At 74.4% G+C, this 19274-nt stretch carries 20 protein-coding genes; 6 read left to right on the top strand and 14 right to left on the bottom strand.

Annotated elements, in window-relative coordinates; translation table 11 throughout:
• Positions 1-78 precede the first annotated feature (78 nt).
• Positions 79-846, bottom strand: coding sequence for a PadR family transcriptional regulator (locus GPA02_RS14770; RefSeq protein WP_156200998.1), 768 nt, complete (start codon positions 844-846; stop codon positions 79-81).
• Between the two features lie 122 nt (positions 847-968).
• On the opposite strand from GPA02_RS14770, the gene GPA02_RS14765 reads away from it, so the two are divergent.
• Together GPA02_RS14765 and GPA02_RS14760 are read left to right on the top strand one after the other, a co-directional pair.
• Complete coding sequence (locus GPA02_RS14765; protein WP_156200996.1) at positions 969-1475, top strand: hypothetical protein; 507 nt, start codon at positions 969-971, stop codon at positions 1473-1475.
• The gene (locus GPA02_RS14760; RefSeq protein ID WP_156200994.1) at positions 1472-2641 is read left to right on the top strand and encodes a hypothetical protein; all 1170 of its coding nucleotides are present in this window, start codon (positions 1472-1474) and stop codon (positions 2639-2641) included. Before GPA02_RS14765 ends, GPA02_RS14760 begins: the two co-directional genes overlap by 4 nt.
• 21 nt (positions 2642-2662) lie before the next feature.
• Here GPA02_RS14760 and truB read toward each other — a convergent pair whose 3' ends face one another.
• The 6 genes from truB to GPA02_RS14730 form a co-directional block, all read right to left on the bottom strand.
• Entirely contained in the window at positions 2663-3553 is an 891-nt protein-coding gene (gene truB, locus GPA02_RS14755) for a tRNA pseudouridine(55) synthase TruB (protein ID WP_156200992.1), read from the bottom strand.
• Positions 3550-3996, bottom strand: a complete 447-nt coding sequence (rbfA, locus tag GPA02_RS14750) for a 30S ribosome-binding factor RbfA (RefSeq protein ID WP_156200990.1) — start codon at positions 3994-3996, stop codon at positions 3550-3552. Before rbfA ends, truB begins: the two co-directional genes overlap by 4 nt.
• A 10-nt stretch (positions 3997-4006) precedes the next feature.
• Positions 4007-6760, bottom strand: a complete 2754-nt coding sequence (gene infB, locus GPA02_RS14745; RefSeq protein ID WP_156200988.1) for a translation initiation factor IF-2 — start codon at positions 6758-6760, stop codon at positions 4007-4009.
• A gap of 128 nt (positions 6761-6888) precedes the next feature.
• A complete protein-coding gene (locus GPA02_RS14740; protein ID WP_204986637.1) occupies positions 6889-7143 on the bottom strand; it encodes a YlxR family protein in 255 nt (84 codons plus the stop codon).
• Between the two features lie 427 nt (positions 7144-7570).
• A complete protein-coding gene (gene nusA / locus GPA02_RS14735; protein ID WP_156200984.1) occupies positions 7571-8581 on the bottom strand; it encodes a transcription termination factor NusA in 1011 nt (336 codons plus the stop codon).
• 1 nt (position 8582) lies between these two features.
• The gene (locus tag GPA02_RS14730) at positions 8583-9080 is read right to left on the bottom strand and encodes a ribosome maturation factor RimP (RefSeq protein WP_156200982.1); all 498 of its coding nucleotides are present in this window, start codon (positions 9078-9080) and stop codon (positions 8583-8585) included.
• 133 nt (positions 9081-9213) lie between these two features.
• Here GPA02_RS14730 and GPA02_RS14725 point away from each other — a divergent pair, with 133 nt between their 5' ends.
• Together GPA02_RS14725 and GPA02_RS14720 are read left to right on the top strand one after the other, a co-directional pair.
• Entirely contained in the window at positions 9214-10116 is a 903-nt protein-coding gene (locus GPA02_RS14725; RefSeq protein ID WP_156200980.1) for a hypothetical protein, read from the top strand.
• 10 nt (positions 10117-10126) lie between these two features.
• A complete protein-coding gene (locus GPA02_RS14720) occupies positions 10127-10951 on the top strand; it encodes an aminoglycoside phosphotransferase (protein ID WP_156200978.1) in 825 nt (274 codons plus the stop codon).
• Here GPA02_RS14720 and GPA02_RS14715 read toward each other — a convergent pair.
• The gene (locus GPA02_RS14715; protein ID WP_156201090.1) at positions 10932-12722 is read right to left on the bottom strand and encodes a proline--tRNA ligase; all 1791 of its coding nucleotides are present in this window, start codon (positions 12720-12722) and stop codon (positions 10932-10934) included. The two genes, GPA02_RS14720 and GPA02_RS14715, sit on opposite strands and share 20 nt — an antisense overlap.
• A gap of 109 nt (positions 12723-12831) precedes the next feature.
• Between GPA02_RS14715 and GPA02_RS14710 the strand changes: the two genes are divergently transcribed.
• Positions 12832-13713: an Fpg/Nei family DNA glycosylase gene (locus GPA02_RS14710; RefSeq protein ID WP_156200976.1), complete on the top strand. Its 882-nt coding sequence runs from the start codon at positions 12832-12834 to the stop codon at positions 13711-13713.
• An 18-nt stretch (positions 13714-13731) separates the two neighbouring features.
• On the opposite strand, the gene GPA02_RS14705 is transcribed toward GPA02_RS14710, so the two are convergent.
• The 6 genes from GPA02_RS14705 to GPA02_RS14680 all read right to left on the bottom strand — a co-directional run bounded on the left by GPA02_RS14705 (position 13732) and on the right by GPA02_RS14680 (position 18648).
• Positions 13732-14595, bottom strand: coding sequence for a GNAT family N-acetyltransferase (locus GPA02_RS14705; RefSeq protein WP_156200975.1), 864 nt, complete (start codon positions 14593-14595; stop codon positions 13732-13734).
• Positions 14596-14604: 9 nt separating this feature from the next.
• A complete protein-coding gene (ispG, locus tag GPA02_RS14700; protein WP_156200973.1) occupies positions 14605-15759 on the bottom strand; it encodes a flavodoxin-dependent (E)-4-hydroxy-3-methylbut-2-enyl-diphosphate synthase in 1155 nt (384 codons plus the stop codon).
• Between the two features lie 84 nt (positions 15760-15843).
• A complete protein-coding gene (locus GPA02_RS14695) occupies positions 15844-17187 on the bottom strand; it encodes a M50 family metallopeptidase (protein ID WP_156200971.1) in 1344 nt (447 codons plus the stop codon).
• Positions 17188-17258: 71 nt separating this feature from the next.
• Entirely contained in the window at positions 17259-17450 is a 192-nt protein-coding gene (locus GPA02_RS14690; protein ID WP_156200969.1) for a hypothetical protein, read from the bottom strand.
• Between the two features lie 19 nt (positions 17451-17469).
• On the bottom strand, positions 17470-17643 hold the full coding sequence (locus tag GPA02_RS14685; protein ID WP_156200968.1) for a hypothetical protein: 174 nt from the start codon (positions 17641-17643) through the stop codon (positions 17470-17472).
• 57 nt (positions 17644-17700) lie between these two features.
• A complete protein-coding gene (locus GPA02_RS14680) occupies positions 17701-18648 on the bottom strand; it encodes a helix-turn-helix transcriptional regulator (RefSeq protein ID WP_156200966.1) in 948 nt (315 codons plus the stop codon).
• 87 nt (positions 18649-18735) lie between these two features.
• Between GPA02_RS14680 and GPA02_RS14675 the strand changes: the two genes are divergently transcribed.
• Positions 18736-19146, top strand: coding sequence for a VOC family protein (locus GPA02_RS14675; RefSeq protein ID WP_156200963.1), 411 nt, complete (start codon positions 18736-18738; stop codon positions 19144-19146).
• The last annotated feature ends 128 nt before the right edge of the window (positions 19147-19274 follow it).

Here is a 19274-nt window from a genome sequence, read left to right as displayed (position 1 = left end):
CGCGCGGTGAGTAATCGTTTTCTCACGCTAGGAGAGAACGGCCGCCCGGTCAACCGGGCGGCCGTCCTGCGTCTGGGCTCAGCCCTCGTCGCCGCCGGGGTCCTCGGCGAGGATCCGGTAGAGCGACGTGCGCGCCTCGGTGACCACCTGCACCGCACGACGCTGCTGGTCGTCGGTGCCGACGCGGAACACCTGCTTGGCCGCCTCGCCGAGGCCGAGCATCGCGTCGCGCAGGGCGATCCCGGTGTCGTCCTCGCCGTCGGCCTGCTGCCACGGCGTGCCGAGCCGCTCACGGTTCTCGGCGACGTAGGTGCCGCCGGCCTCCGTGAGCGAGGCGGTCTTGCGGCCGTCGACGGGCTCGATCGTCACGAGCCCCTCGTCCTCGAGCACCTGCAGCGTCGGGTAGATCGAGCCTGCGCTCGGCGACCAGGTGCCGCCCGAGCGCTCGGTGATGTCCTGGATGAGCTGGTAACCGTGACGCGGCCCCTCCTCCAGCAGCAGCAGGATGGCGGCGCGGACGTCGCCACGGGGGCGACCACGCCCTCGCCCACGACGGACACGCGGACCGCCGGGCCCGAAGCCGAAGCCGGGTCCGAATCCGGGCGGCCCCGGGATCGGCGGCGGGGGCCCGAACGCGGGGCCGAAGCCGCCGCGGTGATGGGTGTGCACGCGCGGCCGGCGGCCACGCCGTCCGCGACGGCGGTCGCCACCCTCGTCGTCGTCGGTCAGGTCGGGCACGAACCCGGGCCCGACCGCCTCGCCGAAGCTGGGACGGCGGCTGCGCGGACGGTCCTCGTCCGCGCCGAAGCCCGGGTCTGCGCCCGGGTCGACGTCGTTGTATCGCATGATGACTCCTTTCACGACGCACTCACGATATATCGCGTTTGTATCGGCGTCAAGAGAAGAGGCGGAAGCTTCCGGGCTCGGTGACCTGGTGGCGCCACGACGGCGTCCCTAGCGTCGGCGCCATGTCCTCGCCGACCGTCCCCGCCACCCGCCTGACGACGGCGGAGCTCGCCTGGTTGCTGTCCCTGCGCCCGGGTGCCGCCGCCACCCTGGTCGCGACGGCGCTCGGGCTGCCGCCCGACCCCGTCCCCGACCCCGCGGTGCCCGCGCGGCTGCTGGCGGAGGGGCGCGCGCAGGAGCGGCGCGGCGAGGTGCTCCCCCGCGACGCCGACCTCGTCGTCGGGGACGTCCTCACCGGTGCCGAGGCCCTCGTCTCGGTGGGTACGTCGGACGCGCTCGTCGCGCTGCTGGCGGTCGGGCGCGACCGGGTGCTGCTCGTCGCCCCCGCGCCGGGCGGCGTCGAGGTGGCGGCGCTGGCCGCCGACGTCGGCGTCGGCGAGACCGCGGCCGCGCTGGCGGCCCGCGTGGGTTGCGACGCGGTCGTCATGGTGGCCGACGGCCGTGGCGCGATCCGCACCGTCCCCGCCGGCGACGGCCTCGCCGGTCGCGTCGCGGAGCTGCTCCGGTGAGCGCCGTGACCCACGGCGCCGACGTCGGCGCGCTGCGCGCGTGGGCCAGGGCCGCGGCCGACGGCGCGGCGACGCTCGACGACGTGGCGACGCGGCTCGACCGGGCGGTGCTCACCGCGCCCTGGTCCGGCCCGGACCGGGAGCGCTTCGTGGCGGACTGGCAGACGCGCCTCGCGCCGTCGGTCCGGGGTGCGAGCCGCGCGCTGGTCGCCGCCTCCGACCGTGCGGGCCTCGACGCCGAGGAGCAGGAGCTCGCGAGCACCGACGGCGGCACGCTGGGCACGTCCGCGGCTGCAGCGGCGCACGCAGCGCGCGAGGCCCGCGAGGCCGGGTGGGCGCGGGGCGCGGGGCGGCTGCTGCTCGGCCTGGTGGGTCACGCCGTCGGGGGCCCGGTCGGGGCGCTCGTGGGCGCCGTCGCGGGGCCGCGGCTGGTCGACGGCCTCGTCGGGGTCGCCGACGACCGCGCCGACCGCACCGCCGTCGTCGACGTCACCGAGGAGGTGCCGATCCGCGACACCCCGCCCGTCGGACCGGCGGACGTGCTGCACGACCTGGCGGACATGTACGACCACGACGGCGCGGTGCGTGTCGACCTCGTCACCCGACCTGACGGCAGCCAGGTCGCGCTCGTGCTCGCGCCGGGCACCCAGGACTGGTCGCTCGACCGGGACGGCGCCAACCCGATGGGCGCCTACGGCGCGGTCGCCGCAGCCTCGGGCAAGGACAGCCCCACGCGGCGGCTCCTGCTCGCCGCGCTCGACGAGGTGCCCGCGGGCGTGCCGATCCACCTCGCGACGCACAGCCAGAGCAGCCTCGCCGCGCTCGACGTCGTCGCCGACCCCTACCTGCGGGCACGGCACGACATCGCGTCGGTCGTCACCACCGGCGCGGGCGGCGGTGCGTTCGAGGTGCCGCCCGGCACCACGGTGGTGTCGGTGCGCAACCCGTTCGACCCGGTCGCCCGGATCGGCGGCACCCCGGAGGGCGCGATCGACGTCACCGGCAGCTGGACCGGAGCGCACCCGCACTCCTCGCGCGAGTACGCGAACCTCGTCGGGCGCAGCAGCAGCCCCGAGCTCGCGGCCTGGTGGCGCGGCGTGGGCATCGAGCCCGGCTCGACCATGACGACCCGCGTGCTCCGCGGCGTCGTCGCACCGGGCGACTGAGCCGACCGGACTAGCGGGCCCTCAGGCGGGGTCGAGCACCAGCACCGGGCGCGCCCGGTCGCCGCGGTCGGTGAGCAGCGCGACCACGTGCCCGTCGGGCGCGAACGCGGCCACCACGCCGTCACGGCCCGAGGGCGCGAGGCCACGCCCGTAGCGCACCTCGGCGGTCTCGGCCTCGGTGAGCTCGCGCGCGGCGAGCACCCGCCGGGCGACGTCGGAGGTGTCGAGCATGGGCACGCCGTCGGCCATCGCCTCGAGCGAGGCCGCCTCGGCGACGTCGAACGCACCCACGCGGGTGCGACGCAGCGCCGTCAGGTGCCCGGCGGAGCCGAGGGCGGCCCCGAGGTCGCGCGCGAGCGCCCGCACGTAGGTGCCGCTGGAGCAGACCACCTCGACGTCGACGTCGAGCACGGCGGTGCCGTCGGCCGCGGTGGCGGGTCGCGTCGCGAGCACCTCGAACGCGTGCACCGTGACCGGCCGGGCCGCGAGCTCGACCTCCTCCCCCGCGCGGACGCGGGCGTAGGAGCGGCGGCCGTCGACCTTGATCGCGCTGACCGCGCTCGGCACCTGCTCGATCGCACCGGTCAGCCCGGCGACGGCGTCGTGCAGCGCCTGCTCCTCGACGTCGCGAACGCCGGGCGCGGACGTGACCTCGCCCTCGGCGTCGTCGGTGACCGTGCCCTGCCCGAGCCGCACGGTCGCCCGGTAGGTCTTGTCGAGCCCCACCAGGTACGTGAGCAGCCGCGTCGCCCGGTTGACGCCGAGCAGCAGCAGCCCCGTCGCCATCGGGTCGAGGGTGCCCGCGTGCCCGACCTTGCGGGTGCCGGCCAGCCGGCGCACGCGCGCGACGACGTCGTGCGACGTCATGCCGGCCGTCTTGTCGACCAGCACGACGCCGTCGGCGCCGCTCACTCCTCCGGCTCGTCGGCCTCGCGCTCGGCCGGCTTGCGGTACGGGTCCGCCTCGCCGGCGTAGGCCGCGTTCGCACGTGCCCGAGCGAGCTCGGCGTCACGTGCGGCGGCCTCCGCCAGCGCGGCCTCGAGGTGCGCCGCCGTCTCCGGCACCGCGTCGAGGGTGAACTCCAGGGTCGGCGTCAGCCGCACCCCGGTCTGGCGGCCGACCTCGGACCTGATGAGGCCCTTGGCCGACTCCAGAGCGGCCGCGCTGGCCGCACGCTCATCCTCGTCACCGAGCACCGTGTAGAAGACCGTCGCGTGCTGCAGGTCGCCCGTCACACGGACCTCGGTCACGGTCACGAAACCGAGCCGGGGGTCCTTGACACGGGTGTCGAGCATGCGCGCCACGATCTCGTGGATGCGCTCGCCGAGCTTGCGCGCCCGGGGGTGGTCAGACATGGCGATCTCCTCAGTCGCGCGGCTTCTCGCGGACCTCGAACGTCTCGATCACGTCGCCCTCCGCGATGTCGCGGTAGCCGAGGCCGATACCGCACTCGAAGCCCTCGCGGACCTCGGTGACGTCGTCCTTCTCGCGGCGCAGCGACTCGATCGTGAGGTCGCCGTTGACGACGACCCCGTCACGCAGCAGCCGTGCCTTGGCGTTGCGGCGGATGATGCCCGAGCGCACGACCGAACCGGCGATGTTGCCGAACTTGGACGAGCGGAACACCTGACGGATCTCCGCCGAGCCCAGCTCGACCTCCTCGTACTCCGGCTTGAGCATGCCCTTGAGGGCGGCCTCGACGTCCTCGATCGCCTGGTAGATGACCGAGTAGTACTTGATGTCGACGCCCTCGCGGTCGGCCATCTCGGCCACCCGGGGTGCGGTGCGGACGTTGAACCCGATGATGACGGCGTTGTCGACCGTCGCCAGGTTGACGTCGTTCTGCGTGATCGCACCGACGCCGCGGTGGATGATCCGCAGCGCGACCTCGTCGCCCACGTCGATCTTGAGCAGCGCGTCCTCGAGCGCCTCGACGGCACCGGAGACGTCGCCCTTGATGACGAGGTTGAGGGTCTCGACCTTGCCGGCCTCGAGCGCCTGGGTGAAGTCCTCCAGCGACACGCGCTTGCGCCGCTTGGCCAGGGTCGCGGCACGCTCGGCCGCCTCGCGCTTGTCGGCGATCTGGCGAGCGGTCCGGTCGTCCGGCGCCACCAGGAAGGTGTCACCGGCGCGCGGCACCGACGTCAGGCCGAGCACCTGGACCGGGCGGGCCGGGAGCGCGACGTCGAGGTTGTTGCCGTGCTCGTCGAACATGGCACGGACACGCCCGTGGGCGGTGCCCGCGACGATCGAGTCGCCGACCGCCAGGGTGCCCGACTCCACCAGCACGGTGGCGACGGCGCCGCGACCGCGGTCGAGGTTCGCCTCGACGGCGACACCGCGCGCGGCCTTGTCCGGGTTCGCCCGCAGGTCGAGGGCGGCGTCGGCGGTCAGCAGCACGGCCTCGAGGAGGTCCTCGATGCCGATGCGCTGCTTGGCGGAGACGTCGACGAACATCGTGTCGCCGCCGTACTCCTCGGCGACCAGGCCGTACTCGGTGAGCTGGGCACGGATCTTGTCCGGGCTCGCGCCCTCCTTGTCGATCTTGTTGACCGCCACGACGATCGGCACGCCGGCCGCCTGCACGTGGTTGATGGCCTCGACGGTCTGCGGCATCACGCCGTCGTCCGCGGCGACCACGAGGATCGCGATGTCGGTGACCTTCGCACCGCGCGCACGCATGGCGGTGAACGCCTCGTGACCCGGGGTGTCGATGAAGGTGATCGCGCGGTCCTCGCCCTCGTGCTGGGTGTGGACCTGGTAGGCACCGATGTGCTGGGTGATGCCACCGGCCTCGTCCCCGGCGACGTCGGTCTGCCGGATCGCGTCCAGCAGCGCCGTCTTTCCGTGGTCGACGTGACCCATGACGGTGACCACCGGCGGGCGGGGCTCGCGGTCCTCGTCGGTCTCGGCGGCCTCCTCGGCCTCGAGGTCGATGTCGAAGCTCTCGAGGAGCTCGCGGTCCTCCTCCTCGGGGGACACGATCTCGATGACGTAGCCGAGCTCGGCGCCCAGCGTCTGGAAGGTGTCCTCGTCGAGCGACTGGGTCGCCGTCGCCATCTCACCGAGGTGGAACAGCACGGTCACCAGGCTTGCCGGGTTGGCGTCGATGCGGTCCGCGAAGTCGGTCAGCGTGGCGCCGGCGCGGATCCGGATGACGGTGTTGCCGTCACCGCGGGGGACGGTGACGCCGCCGAGCGACGGCGCACCCTGCTGCTCGAACTCGAGCCGCTTCGCGCGCTTGCTCTTGCGACCACGGGCCGGACGACCGCCGGCGCGACCGAACGCGCCCTGCGTGCCACCACGACCGCCACGGCCGCCACCGCGACCGCCGCCGAAGCCACCGCCGGCGCCGGGACCACCCGGACGGCCGCCGCCGAAACCGCCACCGGGACCGCCGCCGCGGCCACCGCCGCCACGACCGCCGCCACCGCCACCACGGGCGGGCGCGCCGGGACGACCGACCGAGGACCGGTCGGGCATCATGCCCGGCGTCGGGCGCGGACCACCGGGGCGCGGGGCCGCCGGGCGCGGGCCACCGCTGCCACCGGGGCGCGGCATGCCCTGCGAGGACGCGAAGGGGTTGTTGCCCGGGCGGGGACCGCCGGGGCGCGGGCCACCGCCGCCACCCGGCCGGGGCATGCCCTGCGAGGAGGCGAACGGGTTGTTGCCCGGGCGCGCGGCCGGACGGGGCGCCTGCGGGCGCGGGGCCGCCGGGCCCGGGGTCGGGCGCTGCTTCTCGCGGCCGTCCTGGGCTGCCGGACGCTCGGTGCTCGGCTGCTCGGGCGCGGGACCCGCCGGCTTGGGCGCGGGGGTCGGCTCGGCCGGGCGCGCCTCGGGGGCGGGGGTCGGCGCCTGCGGCGCGGGCGCCTCGGGTGCCGGTGCGGGTGCCTTGGGTGCCGCCGGGGCCGGCTTGGCGGCCTTCTCGGCGGGCTTGTCTGCCTTGGCGGGCTTCTCGGCAGGAGCCGGGAACGCCTCGCGGAGCCGCCGCTGCACGGGCGGCTCGATGGTGGATGACGCTGACTTGACGAACTCCCCGAGCTCCTGGAGCTTCGCCATCACCGTCTTGCTGTCGACGCCGAGCTCCTTGGCGAGCTCGTGGACGCGAACCTTGGCCACACTTCTCCTGTCTCGGTCCGAACCGGGACAGGCCGGACCGTCGTTACTGGTGCTTGTTCATCGCACGGTGCTCATCGGGTGCCCATCGGCTGCTGACCCGCTCTCTGATGTCGATGATCAACGACGTCTTACGTGTGCTGATCGAACCATGCCCGTACCTCGTCGAGCGACACGGCCTGCGTGAGACGCAGACCGCGCGTGATCGCTCGCCGGGCCTCGGCACGGTCCAGGCAGTCCGGCCGCTGGTGCAGCCAGACCCCTCGGCCCGGCATCACCGCCCGCGGATCGACCACCACGACCGGGGCCGCGGCTCGCCGATCCACGACGAGGCGCACCAGGTCGGACCGGTGGGCCTTGCTCCGACATCCCACGCACGTGCGCATCCCGGTGACCCGGTCGCCCGCGGCAGCCGTATCGACCACCTCGAGACCTCCAGGACCACCCGGTGTGCGCACCGGGCATCGTGACATCGGGCGCGAAGCCCGCAGACCAGTGTACTACCCGGGCACCCTCCGACCGCTCCCGGGCGTGTCCCGCGGCGCCGCGTCACCCCAGGACGGGCAGCCGGTACGCGGCTCCGGCGCGCTCGGCGACGCCGAGGAGGGCGGCCCCGACGCACGCGGGGGGGCGCCGTCGAGCCGGCGCAGGTGTGCCGGTCCAGCTCGGGCAGGCCGGGCCGGACGACGTCGCCGTCGCCCGCGCGCAGCAGCGTCAGCAGACCGTTGCGGTCGCTGCGGTCGCTGCCGAGGGCGACGACGCGCTCGTCGGCCGCCCGCGTCCTCGCGAGGCCGCGGCGGCGGCCGCCGGCGCTCAGGCGCCCTCCTGCTCCTCGGTGTCGGGGCGGATGTCGATCTTCCAGCCGGTCAGTCGCGCGGCGAGGCGGGCGTTCTGGCCCTCCTTGCCGATCGCGAGCGAGAGCTGGTAGTCGGGCACGACGACCCGCGCGGAGCGTGCCTCGGCGTCGACGATCTGGACGCTGCTCACCCGGGCGGGCGAGAGCGCCGACGCCACGAAGGTCGCCGGGTCCTCGGAGAAGTCGACGATGTCGATCTTCTCGCCGCGCAGCTCGGCCATGACCGCCCGCACGCGCTGCCCCATCGGGCCGATGCACGCGCCCTTGGCGCCCAGCCCCTGCACGCGCGAGCGCACCGCGATCTTCGTGCGGTGGCCGGCCTCGCGCGCGATCGCGGCGATCTCGACCGAGCCGTCGGCGATCTCGGGCACCTCGTGCGCGAACAGCCGCTTGACGAGGTTCGGGTGGGTGCGCGACACCGTGATCTGCGGCCCCCGCATGCCCCGGCTGACGTCGAGCACGTAGGCGCGGATCCGCTCGCCGTGCGCGTAGGTCTCGGTCGGCACCTGCTCGTGCTGCGGCAGCGTCGCCTCGACACCGCCGATCTCGATCATCACGTTGTGCGGGCCGCCGCCCTGCTGGATGATCCCGGCGACGATGTCGCCCTCCTTGCCGCGGAACGCGCCGAGCACCTGCTCGTCCTCGGCGTCGCGCAGCCGCTGCACGATCACCTGCCGCGCGGTCGAGGTCGCGATGCGGCCGAAACCCTCGGGGGTGTCGTCGAACTCGGGGCCGAGCCGCGGCTCGCCGCTGTCGTCCGCGTCGTCCTCGGAGGCCTCGAGCACCTCGCGCGCGAGCACCGACACGTGGCCGGTCGTGCGGTCGAGGACGACCCGCGCGTGCGGGTAGGCGCCGGGCGTGCGGTGGTAGGCCGACAGCAGCGCCTGCTCGATCGCGGTGACGAGCACGTCGAGCGGGATCTCCCGCTCGCGCTCGACCATCCGCAGCGTGGCCATGTCGATGTCCATGTCAGGCCTCCCCGTCCTCGCCCGCGCGCCGGAGCTCGACCTCGACGCAGCCCTTGGTGATCGTCGCCAGCGGCACCTCGTGCCGCACCGGGCCGCCCTTGCGGCGCTCCTCGTCCAGGTGCACGGTGTCGGCGTCGACCGCGACGACACGACCGGTCACCGACCCCTCGGCCGTGTGCACGGTCACCAGTCGCCCCTCGGCACGCCGGAAGTGGCGGGCCTCGGTGAGCGGCCGGGAGACACCCGGAGTGGTCACCTCGAGCAGGTAGGAACCCTCGAGAGCGTCGTGGACGCCGTCCAGCGCCTCGGAGACGGCGTGCGAGACGTCCCCGAGCCTGTCGGAACCCACGCCGCCCGGGCCGTCGGGAAGATCGACCGTGACGCGCACCAGGCGGCGTCGTGCCGGTCCGGTGACCTCGACGCCCTCCAGGTACAGATCGGATGCGGCGACCACCGGGTCGAGGACCTCGCGCAGTCGCGCGGCGAGATCGTTCGCCATCGTGCCTCCTGTGTGCAGTTGTGGGTCCGACCAGCCTACGTGGCTCCGACCCCGCGTGCACGTCCACGGCGGGTCGCGGCCGCGGCCGGAGCGGCGGCGGGTGCGGGCCGGTCCGCGTGACAGGATCGGGGTCATGCGTCGCGTGCTCGTGCTCCTCGCCCTCGCGGCGACGCTGCTCACCGGCTGCGGCTCGGTGCGGCTGGAGACGACCGATCCGGCACCCGCCGAGCCGGGCCCCGCGGAGCAGCAGCGGCAGGCGCTGGCGGTCACCGCCGAGCGGCTCGCCGAGGTCGCCGAGCACGCGCTCGCCCAGGCCGACGGCGACGTCGCCGAGGTGCTCGCCGCCGTCGCCGCCGACGCGCGCACGCACCTGCAGGTGCTCGGCGGCGTGTGGCGGCCCAGCGGCAGGTACGCCCAGGAGCTCGCACCGCGCGGCGACGCCGACGACGTGCTCGCGCAGCTGACCGCGGCCGCGGCGCAGGACCGCGCCGCCGCCGCGGATGCCGACGCAGGCGCGGCGGGGCTGCTCGTCGGGCTGTCGTTGTCGCGGCAGCTGCGTGCCGACCAGCTCGCGACCGCGCTCGGTGAGGAGCCGCTCGTCGTCGAGCCCGCGCTGCCGGACGCGCTCGACCCCGCGCCCGCGGCCGACCTCGTGCGCACGTACGACGCTCTCGGTCAGGCCTGGGAGGTCGTCGCCGCCCGGTCGCAGGCCGAGGCCCGTGCCGACGCCGCGGCCCAGGCCGAGCGCTGGCGCGCCTCGGCGCAGGACCTGGCCCAGCTCGCCGGTGTCGCCGACTCGCCCGAGGACCCACGGCTCGTCGCCTACGCGCTCGACGACGACGACCTCGCGGCCACGATCGACGACCTCGTCGCCGACCTCGTGCCGTGCTGGCTCGCGCAGGTCCCGGCGACCTCCGGCGAGGACCGGCTGCGCGTCGTCCAGCAGGCCCTGGCCGCCGCGCACGACGCCGGTCTCGACCGGCCCGGCGCCGACCTGCCGCCGCTGCCCGGGCTGGCGGCGGAGGCGTCTGGGTAGCGTGGCGGGCATGCAACCACCCTCGGAGCACGTCCTCGACCTGTTCGCGGTGCCCGGGGACGTCGAGCCTCTCGCGGGCGGCCAGGGCGGGTCGGTGCGCGCGGGCGACCTCGTGCTCTCCCCCGGTCGTGACCCGCTCGTGCAGGACGCGCTCGCTCCCGAGCTGGCCCGCCTCGCCGTCGACCTCGACACCCGCGCCGGGCGCGACCGCCGCGACCTGCGGGTCGCGATGCCCGTACCCGCCCGCGACGGGAGCTGGGTCGTCGAGGGCTGGTCGGCGAGCCGCTACGAGCCAGGCGCCGTGCTGCTGGTCGACCTCGAGGCTGTGCGCGCCGTCGGGGCGGTGCTGCACGCCGAGCTCGAGCCGCGCTTCCCCGGCTGGCCGCTGCGCCACCAGCCGCCGCGCGACCGGTGGTCGCGCGCGGAGCGGATCGCGTTCGGCGAGGGCGAGATCCCCGACGACCTGGACGACACCCCCGCCGGCGCGCTGGCGCGCGAGCTCGCCGAGCAGCGCGACGAGACCCCCCTCGGCCCCGACCAGCTCGTGCACGGCGACCTGGCGGGCAACGTCCTGCTCGACGCCGAGGGCTCACCGGTCGTCATCGACGTCGCCCCCTACTGGCGGCCGGCGCTGTGGGCCGAGGCGACGTGCGTGCTCGACTCGGTGATGTGGTGGGGCGCCGACCCCGCCGCGATCGAGGCGTGGACCGACGGCGCACCGCGCCAGGCGATGATCCGCTCGGCCCTGTTCCGGCTGCTCAGCGACCAGCCGCCCGACGTCTCGGCCTTCGTGCGCGCGCTCGCGCCGCTCGGCGTCAGGACAGCGCAGACCTGACGGTCTCGGTCAGGTGCGCCACCGCGGCGTCCGGCGCGAGCTCGACACGCTCGCCGGTCGCGCGGGTGCGCACCTCGACGACGCCCTGCGCGAGCCCGCGGCCGACGACGAGGACGTAGGGGACGCCGAGGATCTCGGAGTCGGCGAACTTCACGCCCGGCGAGGTCTTGGGACGGTCGTCGATCAGGACCTCCAGGCCGGCGTCCTCGAGCGCCGCGGCGAGCCGCTCGGCCTCGTCGAAGACCGCCTGGTCCTTGCCGGTCGCCACGACGTGCACGTGCGCGGGCGCGACCTGCACCGGCCACGCGAGCCCGGCGTCGTCGGAGTACTTCTCCGCGATGCACGCCAGCACGCGGGTCACACCCACGCCGTAGGAGCCCATCGTCACCGTGACGGCCTTGCCGTTGGCGTCGAGGACCTTGAGGTCGAGCGCCTTCGCGTACTTCTGGCCGAGCGCGAAGATGTGGCCGATCTCGATGCCGCGCGCGAGCTCCAGCGGGCCGGAGCCGTCGGGCGCGGGGTCGCCCTCGCGCACCTCGGCGACGTCGAGCACGCCGTCGGCGGTGAAGTCGCGACCGGCGACCAGCCCGAACACGTGCCGGCCGGGCTCGTTGGCGCCGGTGACCCAGGCGGTGCCGTCGACGACACGGGGGTCGAGGTAGTACCGCACGGAGGTGCGCTCGCCGTCCTCGCCCTGACCCGCGTTCGGGCCGAGCACCTCGGGGCCGATGTAGCCGGGCACGAGCTCCGGGTGCGCCTTGAGGTCGTCCTCGGTGGCCTGCTCGACCTCGGCGGGGAACGCCACGGCCTCGAGCCGCTTGAGGTCCAGCTGCCGGTCCCCCGGCATGCCGATGACGACGAGCTCACGCTCCCCGCCCGGGTGCACGTAGGTGACCACGACGTTCTTCAGCGTGTCCGCGGCCGTCCAGGCCCGGCCGTCGTCGCGCGGGTGCTCGGCGTTGGCGACGTCGACGAGCGTCTCGATCGTGGGCGTGTTCGGGGTGTCGTGCACGACGGCGGGCGGCAGCGCCGCGACGGCCGCCGGGTCGGGCGGCGGCGGGGGCAGCGTCGCGACCGCCTCCACGTTGGCCGCGTAGCCGCCGGGCGAGCGCACGAACGTGTCCTCGCCGATGTCGCACGGGAACAGGAACTCCTCGCTGCGGGAGCCGCCCATCGCGCCCGAGGTGGCGGTGACGATGACGTACTCCAGCCCGAGCCGGTCGAAGATCCGCTGGTAGGCGCCGCGCTGGGCCATGTAGGACTTCTCGAGCCCGGTGTCGTCGAGGTCGAAGGAGTAGGCGTCCTTCATGATGAACTCGCGGCCGCGCAGCAGCCCGGCGCGGGGTCGCGCCTCGTCGCGGTACTTCGTCTGGATCTGGTACAGCGTCAGCGGCAGCTCCTTGTACGAGGAGTAGGTGTCGCCGACGAGCAGCGTGAACATCTCCTCGTGCGTGGGCGCCAGCAGCATGTCGTTGCCGCGGCGGTCCTGCAGCCGGAACAGGTTGGGCCCGTACTCGGTCCAGCGGCCGGTGGCCTCGTAGGGCTCGCGCGGCAGCAGCGCCGGGAAGTGCACCTCCTGGGCGCCGATCGCGTCCATCTCCTCGCGCACGACCGCCTCGACCTTGGCGAGGACGCGCAGCCCCAGCGGCAGCCACGTGTAGATGCCCGGTGCGGCACGCCTGATGTAGCCGGCACGCACGAGCCACTTGTGGCTCGCGACCTCGGCATCGGCGGGGTCCTCACGCAACGTCCTGACGAACAGGCTCGACATCCTCAGCACGCGGGCGAGTCTATGCGTCGGTGGAGTCCTCGCACGCCGCCCGGCCCGGCCCGCCGCCCGGGGCGGTGCGGGTCCGCGCGTGGGTGGCTACCGTGTCCCCATGCCCGAGATGCCCGAGGTCCAGGGCCTGGTCGACTTCCTCGACGAGCGCCTGCGCGGGCGCACGATCAGCGAGGTCCGGCTGGTGGCGTTCACCGCGCTCAAGACCTTCGCGATCGGCCCCGAGACGCTGCACGGCGGCGAGGTGACCGGGGTCGCGCGGCACGGCAAGTGGCTCGACGTCGCGATCACCACCGCCGACGGCGAGCGGCACCTCGTGTTCCACCTGGCGCGCGCGGGCTGGTTGCGCTGGTACGACGAGGTGCCGAGGACGACGCCGCGGCCGAGCCCGAAGTCGCCGCTCGCGCTGCGCGTCGTCACCGACGCCGGCACCGGGTTCGACCTGACCGAGGCCGGCACCCGGCGCAAGCTCGCGGTCTACGTCGTCGCCGACCCGACCGAGGTGCCGATGGTCGCGACCCTCGGCCCGGACCCGCTGGCCGAGGACTTCACGCGCGAGGCTCTGCGCGACCTGCTGACGGCGAGGAACCAGCAGGTCAAGGGGCTGCTGCGCGACCAGTCGGGCATCGCCGGCATCGGCAACGCCTACTCCGACGAGATCCTGCACGTCGCCCGCATCAGCCCGTTCGCGCAGACGAGGGCGATCGCCGCCGACGAGGATGTCCTCGCGCGCCTGCACACCGCGATCGGCGAGACGCTGCGCGCGGCGATCGAGACGTCGTCGGGCAAGCCGGCCGCCGAGCTCAAGGACGCCAAGCGTGCGGGCATGCGCGTGCACGGGCGCACCGGCGAGGCGTGCCCGGTGTGCGGCGACGTGGTGCGCGAGGTCAGCTTCGCCGACTCCTCGCTGCAGTACTGCGCCACCTGCCAGACCGGCGGCAAGGTGCTCGCCGACCGGCGGATGTCGAAGCTGCTGAAGTAGCCGCCCCCCGGGACGGCGTCAGAACAGGACGGTCGCGAACGTCCCGACGCGGCGGAACCCCACGGCGTCGTAGACCCGGATCGCCGCGGTGTTGTAGGCGTTGACGTACAGCGACACGGTCGGGGCGACCTGCGCCCGCGCGTACGCGACGACCGCCGCCATGCCCGCGCGCGCCAGGCCCTGGCCCCGCAGCTCCGGCGCGACCCACACGCCCTGCACCTGGGTGACGCCGAGCGCGATCGTGCCCAGCTCGGCCTTGAAGACCACCCGGCCGTCCTCGATGCGCGCGAGCGACCGCCCGGCCGCCACGAGCGAGCGCACACGCCGCTCGTAGCCGCCGCCCACGCTCAGCGGCGAGTAGCCGACCTCCTCGGTGAACATCGCGACGCACGCGGGCATCAACGCCTCGATGTCGTCCTCGGTCGTCAGCCGGACCTCGGGGTCGGGCTCGACGTGCGGGTCCTCGGCGATGACCATCGAGGGCTGCTCCGGGCGCACGTCCCGGGCGGGCGGCGCGTGCGGCGCGAGCAGGTCCCACAGCGCGAGCACCTCGCGGGCGGGGCCGACGATCGAGGAGTAGCGCCTGTTGCGCCGCCGCACCTCCGCGGCGACCTCGGGCATCAGCGAGGTGTCGATGCCGAGCGGCACCATGTTGCCGCCGGTCCAGCACAGCCCCTGCAGGCCCTCCGGCGTGCTGACGCACAGCAGCTGGTCGCGCAGCTGCGGGCTGGTGAGCATCGCCTCGACGTGCTCGCCCAGCAGCGCGGCCTCGACCGGCTGCCGCCGGCAGAAGTCGAGCACGCTGGCCATGTCGACGTGCCGGGCGTCACGCACGAGCACCGGGGACGGCTCGGCCGTCGACTGCCAGGGCCAGCGCCGCATGGCCGTCGGTCAGGACACCGAGACGCTGGGTTGCCCCGACGCGTCCATGGTCGCGGCGATGCGGTGGGCCTCCTCGAGCAGGGTCGCGACGATCTGGTCCTCCGGCACGGTCGCGATGACCTCGCCCTTGACGAAGATCTGACCCTTGCCGTTGCCGGAGGCGACGCCGAGGTCGGCCTCGCGGGCCTCCCCCGGGCCGTTGACGACGCAGCCCATGACGGCGACGCGCAGCGGCACCTCGAGCCCCTCCAGGCCCGCGGTGACCTCGTCGGCCAGCGAGTAGACGTCGACCTGGGCGCGGCCGCAGGAGGGGCAGGAGACGATCTCGAGCCTGCGCTCGCGGAGGTTGAGCGACTGCAGGATCTGCAGACCGACCTTGACCTCCTCGGCCGGCGGCGCCGACAGCGAGACCCGGATCGTGTCGCCGATGCCCTTGCTCAGCAGGGCGCCGAACGCCGTCGCGGACTTGATCGTGCCCTGGAACGCGGGGCCGGCCTCGGTGACGCCGAGGTGCAGCGGCCAGTCGCCGCGCTCGGCGAGCAGTTCGTAGGCGCGCACCATGACGACCGGGTCGTTGTGCTTGACCGAGATCTTGAAGTCGTGGAAGTCGTGCTCCTCGAACAGCGACGCCTCCCAGACGGCGGACTCGACGAGCGCCTCGGCGGTCGCCTTGCCGTACTTCTCCAGCAGGCGCTTGTCGAGCGAGCCGGCGTTGACGCCGATGCGCAGCGAGACGCCGGCGTCCGCGGCGGCCTTGGCGATCGCGCCCACCTGGTCGTCGAACTTGCGGATGTTGCCCGGGTTGACGCGCACGGCGGCGCAGCCGGCGTCGATCGCCGCGAACACGTAGCGCGGCTGGAAGTGGATGTCGGCGATCACCGGGATCTGCGACTTCTTCGCGATGATCGGCAGCGCCTCGGCGTCGTCGGCGCTGGGCACCGCGACGCGCACGATGTCGCAGCCGGACGCCGTCAGCTCGGCGATCTGCTGCAGCGTCGAGTTGATGTCGGTGGTGGGCGTCGTCGTCATCGACTGCACCGAGATCGGGGCGTCGCCACCGACCTCGACCGACCCGACCTTGATCTTGCGGCTCTTGCGTCGGGGCGCGAGAACCTCAGGCGTCTCCTGGACGGTCGGCATGCCGAGAGCGATCGGAACAGTCACCGTGGCAGTATCGCACCGCGACGTGGAGAACCTGTGGTGCACACCGGCCACCGGCACCACCGGTGGCCGAACTCACAGGCACCGCTAGGTGAACGCGACCGGCTTGAGGATGTCGGCGGCGGCGAGCAGCACGAACATCCCGAGGAACAGCACGACGACGCCGTAGGTGAGCGGCATCAGCTTCGCGGTGTCGGCGAAGCCCGGGTCGGGCCGGTCCCGCCAGCGGGCGACCTGCCGTCGGGCGCCCTCGTAGAGCGCGCCGGCGATGTGCCCGCCGTCCAGCGGCGGCAGCGGGATCATGTTGAAGACGAACAGCGCCATGTTGAGGCTCGCGAGGATCAGCAGGATGTTCGTCAGCTGCGACAGGAACCCGGACTCCGCGCTGGCCTCGGTGAGGTCGCCCGCCGCGCGGCCGACGCCGATGATCCCCACGATGTTCGGGTCACGCTCGGCGTCGCCGAACAGCGACTGAGCGATCGAGACCAGCCGCTGCGGCAGCGTCAGGACCACCCCGGCCGTCAGCCGCAGCTGCTCCCCGATTACCCCCGGCACGGCGGTGACCGGCTGCCGCTCCCGCGCCGCGAGCGCGACCAGCCCCACGTAGGGGACCTCCTCGGTGACCTGCGTGCCGTCGGCGTCGACGACCGGCTCCCCGGTCTCGGCGTCGTAGACCGGCCGCTCGACGAGGGCCGGCGTCACCGTGAGCGTGACCTGCTCGCCGTCGCGGTCGACCACGACCTCGACCGGGTCGGTGCCACCGCTGCGGATCGCCGACGAGACGTCGGCCCAGTCCTCGGTCGGGGTGCCGCCCCACGACACGATCGTGTCGCCCTGCTCGAAGCCGGCGAGCGCCGACGGCGAGTCCTCGACGCCGTCCGGGCAGGTCTCGCCGGTGGCGGAGGCGACGCACGGCATCACGCGTGACACCGTGCTGGTGGCGAGCGTCGGCAGCCCGATCACCGAGAGGATGATCGTGAACAGCAGCGCGCTGAGGATGAGGTTGACCACCGGGCCGCCGAACATGACGGCGAGCTTCTTCGGGGTGCTGAGCTGGTAGAAGGCGCGCTTGTCGTCCCCCGGCCCGACCTCCTCGAGCGACACCGCGCGGGCGTCCTCGGCGACGTTGCGCGCCCAGCCGCGGATGCCGCGGCTGCGGAGCCGCTGCTCGACGGCGGCGTCCTCGCTGAGGGTCTCGCGCGCGGGCGGGAACATGCCGATCATCCGCACGAAGCCGCCGAGCGGGATCGCCTTGACGCCGTACTCGGTCTCGCCGCGCCGCCGCGACCACACCGTGGGGCCGAAGCCGACGAAGTACTGCGGCACGCGCACGCCGAACCGCTTCGCGGGCAGCAGGTGGCCGATCTCGTGCAGCGCGATCGAGATCATGAGGCCGACGGCGACCGCGAGGACACCGATCCAGAAGGTCACCGCCCGAGTCTAAGCACGCGCGAGCGTGCTCGGCCCTGCCCGCGGCCGCGCACCCGACGGGCAGCCCTGCCCTACATCTCGCAGTCGCACACCGGGTTGAAGGAGACGACCTCGTCGCCTGCGGCGGCGTCGGCCCACGCCTCGGCCTCCTCGCGCGAGCCGAACCGGCGGCCGGCGAGCCGACCGGTGGCGAGCCGCACCGACCACTCGACCTGCTCGCGCGGGTCGACCCAGGCCGCTCGTGCCGGTGAGGTGCTGCTCATGCTGGTCCTCCTGGCCCCATCATCCCACCAGGAGCGCGACGAAGCCCATCGGCTCCCGGTGGCCGCGCACCCACGGAACGACCGCCTGGTCGAGCTCGGCCGCCAGCGGGTGCCCGGGGCGGTCGAGCAGGCGCCTGCCCGGCGCGCGCACGGCGTCGACGATCGGGGCGGCGCGGGCGGCGGACCAGGTCACCGGTCGCCCGCCGCCGGGGCGAGTGGTCGACGCGGGGCGGCGGCGCACCCGGCGGCCTCAGGCGGTCGTGGCGTCGTCGTAGGCGGCGAGCAGCTCGGCACCGATCGCGCGGAGCTCGGCGACAACGCCAGGTGCGTCGAGCACCCGGACCCGACCGCCCCACCCGGCGAGCTGCTCGGCGAGGCCGCGCTCGGTGTGCGCCGCCACGACCGCCTCGTCCTCGACCTCGGTCGGGGTGAACGCGCTCCCGAAGAGGTCGGCGAGCACGCGCAGCGCCGCGGGGTCGGCGCGCACCCGGGCGGTGACGTCGGTGCGGGCCGCCCGCACGACGTCGGAGGTCTCCTCCCAGATGCGGTCGAGCTCGCCGTCGTCGGGCCGCTCGATCGTGCGGTCGAGAGGCATGAGGGCGACGACGCGGTCGACGCGATACGTCCGCGGGCCGCGCGCGGTGCCCGCGAGGAGGTAGACGACCCCGGCCTTCTCGAGCAGCCGCCAGGGCTCGACCTCGACGTGCCGCACCCCGGCGGACCCGCGCCGGCGGTAACCGATCTCGCAGGCACGACGCCGCAGCACGGTGTCCTCCAGGCGTGCGAGCAGCGCCGGCGGCTCGTCGGCGGGGCGCTCCCAGCCCGACGGGTCGCGGCGGCGCGCGGACGACGCGACCTCGGCGACGTCGCGGAACGGCTCGGGCAGGGCGCGCACCAGCTTGGCGAGCGCGGTGCCGGCAGCGGGTGCGCCGCCGTCGAGGCCGCCCAGCGCGAGGAACAGCGCACGGACCTCGGGCTCGGAGAGCCCGGACAGGTCGGTGCGGGCGCCCCCGACGAGCTGCCAGCCGCCGCGGCGGCCGGGTTGCGGGTAGACCGGGATGCCGGCGGCGCCGAGCGCCTCGAGGTCGCGCCGCGCCGTGGCGAGGGACACCTCCAGGTGCTCGGCCAGCTCCGCGGCCGTCACGCGACCGCGCCGCTGCAGGTACAGCGTCGCCGCCACCAACCGGTCCGCGCGCACGTGTCGATGCTGTCACGAAACGTGCTCACTGGATGAGCACTTTGGCAGCGAGGCTGGTCAACGACCCACCTCGAGAGGAGAACCCAGATGTTCCGAGGCCCCGCCACCGTCAACGTCTACGCCGCCGACATGCCGGCCGCGATCGCGTGGTACACCGAGCTGTTCGGCGCTCAGCCGTACTTCCGTCGCCCCGTCGAGGGCCCGCCCGCCTACGCGGAGTGGCGCGTGGGCGACCTGGAGACCGAGGTCGGCGTCGTCGACGCCGCCTACGCCCCCTACCCCGTCGGCGCACCCGGGGGCAGCGTGCTGCACTGGGCGGTCGACGACGTCCACGCCGCGTTCGAGCGGCTGCTGGCGCTCGGCGCGACGCCACTGGCCGGCCCGACGGTGCGCGGCGAGGGGTTCGTCACCGCCTCGGTGACCGACCCGTTCGGCAACGTGCTCGGAGTCATGAAGAACGCGCACTACGACGAGGTGCTCGCCACGCGCGTGCGCTAGCTGTACTCGGTCAGCACGTTGGTGACACGGATGTAGGGAGAAGGCCTCCATTCTGAGTGGTGTTCAACGTCACTCGAGGGAGGCCTTCTCTTGGTCCACCGTAATGCGCGGCTCGCTCCGGCCGGTCG

This window comes from Actinotalea caeni (assembly GCF_009733795.1).
Taxonomy (GTDB): domain Bacteria; phylum Actinomycetota; class Actinomycetes; order Actinomycetales; family Beutenbergiaceae; genus Pseudactinotalea; species Pseudactinotalea caeni.
This window is presented reverse-complemented; position numbering and strand designations above follow the sequence as displayed.

What these genes read in the sequence shown, in the direction of transcription:
- GPA02_RS14770 (WP_156200998.1), bottom strand. Translation starts at nt 846, where the DNA reads ATGCGATACAACGACGTCGACCCGGGCGCAGACCCGGGCTTCGGCGCG.
- GPA02_RS14765 (WP_156200996.1), top strand. Translation starts at nt 969, where the DNA reads ATGTCCTCGCCGACCGTCCCCGCCACCCGCCTGACGACGGCGGAGCTC.
- rbfA (WP_156200990.1), bottom strand. Translation starts at nt 3,996, where the DNA reads ATGTCTGACCACCCCCGGGCGCGCAAGCTCGGCGAGCGCATCCACGAG.
- GPA02_RS14740 (WP_204986637.1), bottom strand. Translation starts at nt 7,143, where the DNA reads ATGCGCACGTGCGTGGGATGTCGGAGCAAGGCCCACCGGTCCGACCTG.
- nusA (WP_156200984.1), bottom strand. Translation starts at nt 8,581, where the DNA reads ATGGACATCGACATGGCCACGCTGCGGATGGTCGAGCGCGAGCGGGAG.
- GPA02_RS14730 (WP_156200982.1), bottom strand. Translation starts at nt 9,080, where the DNA reads ATGGCGAACGATCTCGCCGCGCGACTGCGCGAGGTCCTCGACCCGGTG.
- GPA02_RS14725 (WP_156200980.1), top strand. Translation starts at nt 9,214, where the DNA reads ATGCGTCGCGTGCTCGTGCTCCTCGCCCTCGCGGCGACGCTGCTCACC.
- GPA02_RS14720 (WP_156200978.1), top strand. Translation starts at nt 10,127, where the DNA reads ATGCAACCACCCTCGGAGCACGTCCTCGACCTGTTCGCGGTGCCCGGG.
- GPA02_RS14715 (WP_156201090.1), bottom strand. Translation starts at nt 12,722, where the DNA reads ATGTCGAGCCTGTTCGTCAGGACGTTGCGTGAGGACCCCGCCGATGCC.
- GPA02_RS14710 (WP_156200976.1), top strand. Translation starts at nt 12,832, where the DNA reads ATGCCCGAGATGCCCGAGGTCCAGGGCCTGGTCGACTTCCTCGACGAG.
- GPA02_RS14705 (WP_156200975.1), bottom strand. Translation starts at nt 14,595, where the DNA reads ATGCGGCGCTGGCCCTGGCAGTCGACGGCCGAGCCGTCCCCGGTGCTC.
- GPA02_RS14690 (WP_156200969.1), bottom strand. Translation starts at nt 17,450, where the DNA reads ATGAGCAGCACCTCACCGGCACGAGCGGCCTGGGTCGACCCGCGCGAG.
- GPA02_RS14675 (WP_156200963.1), top strand. Translation starts at nt 18,736, where the DNA reads ATGTTCCGAGGCCCCGCCACCGTCAACGTCTACGCCGCCGACATGCCG.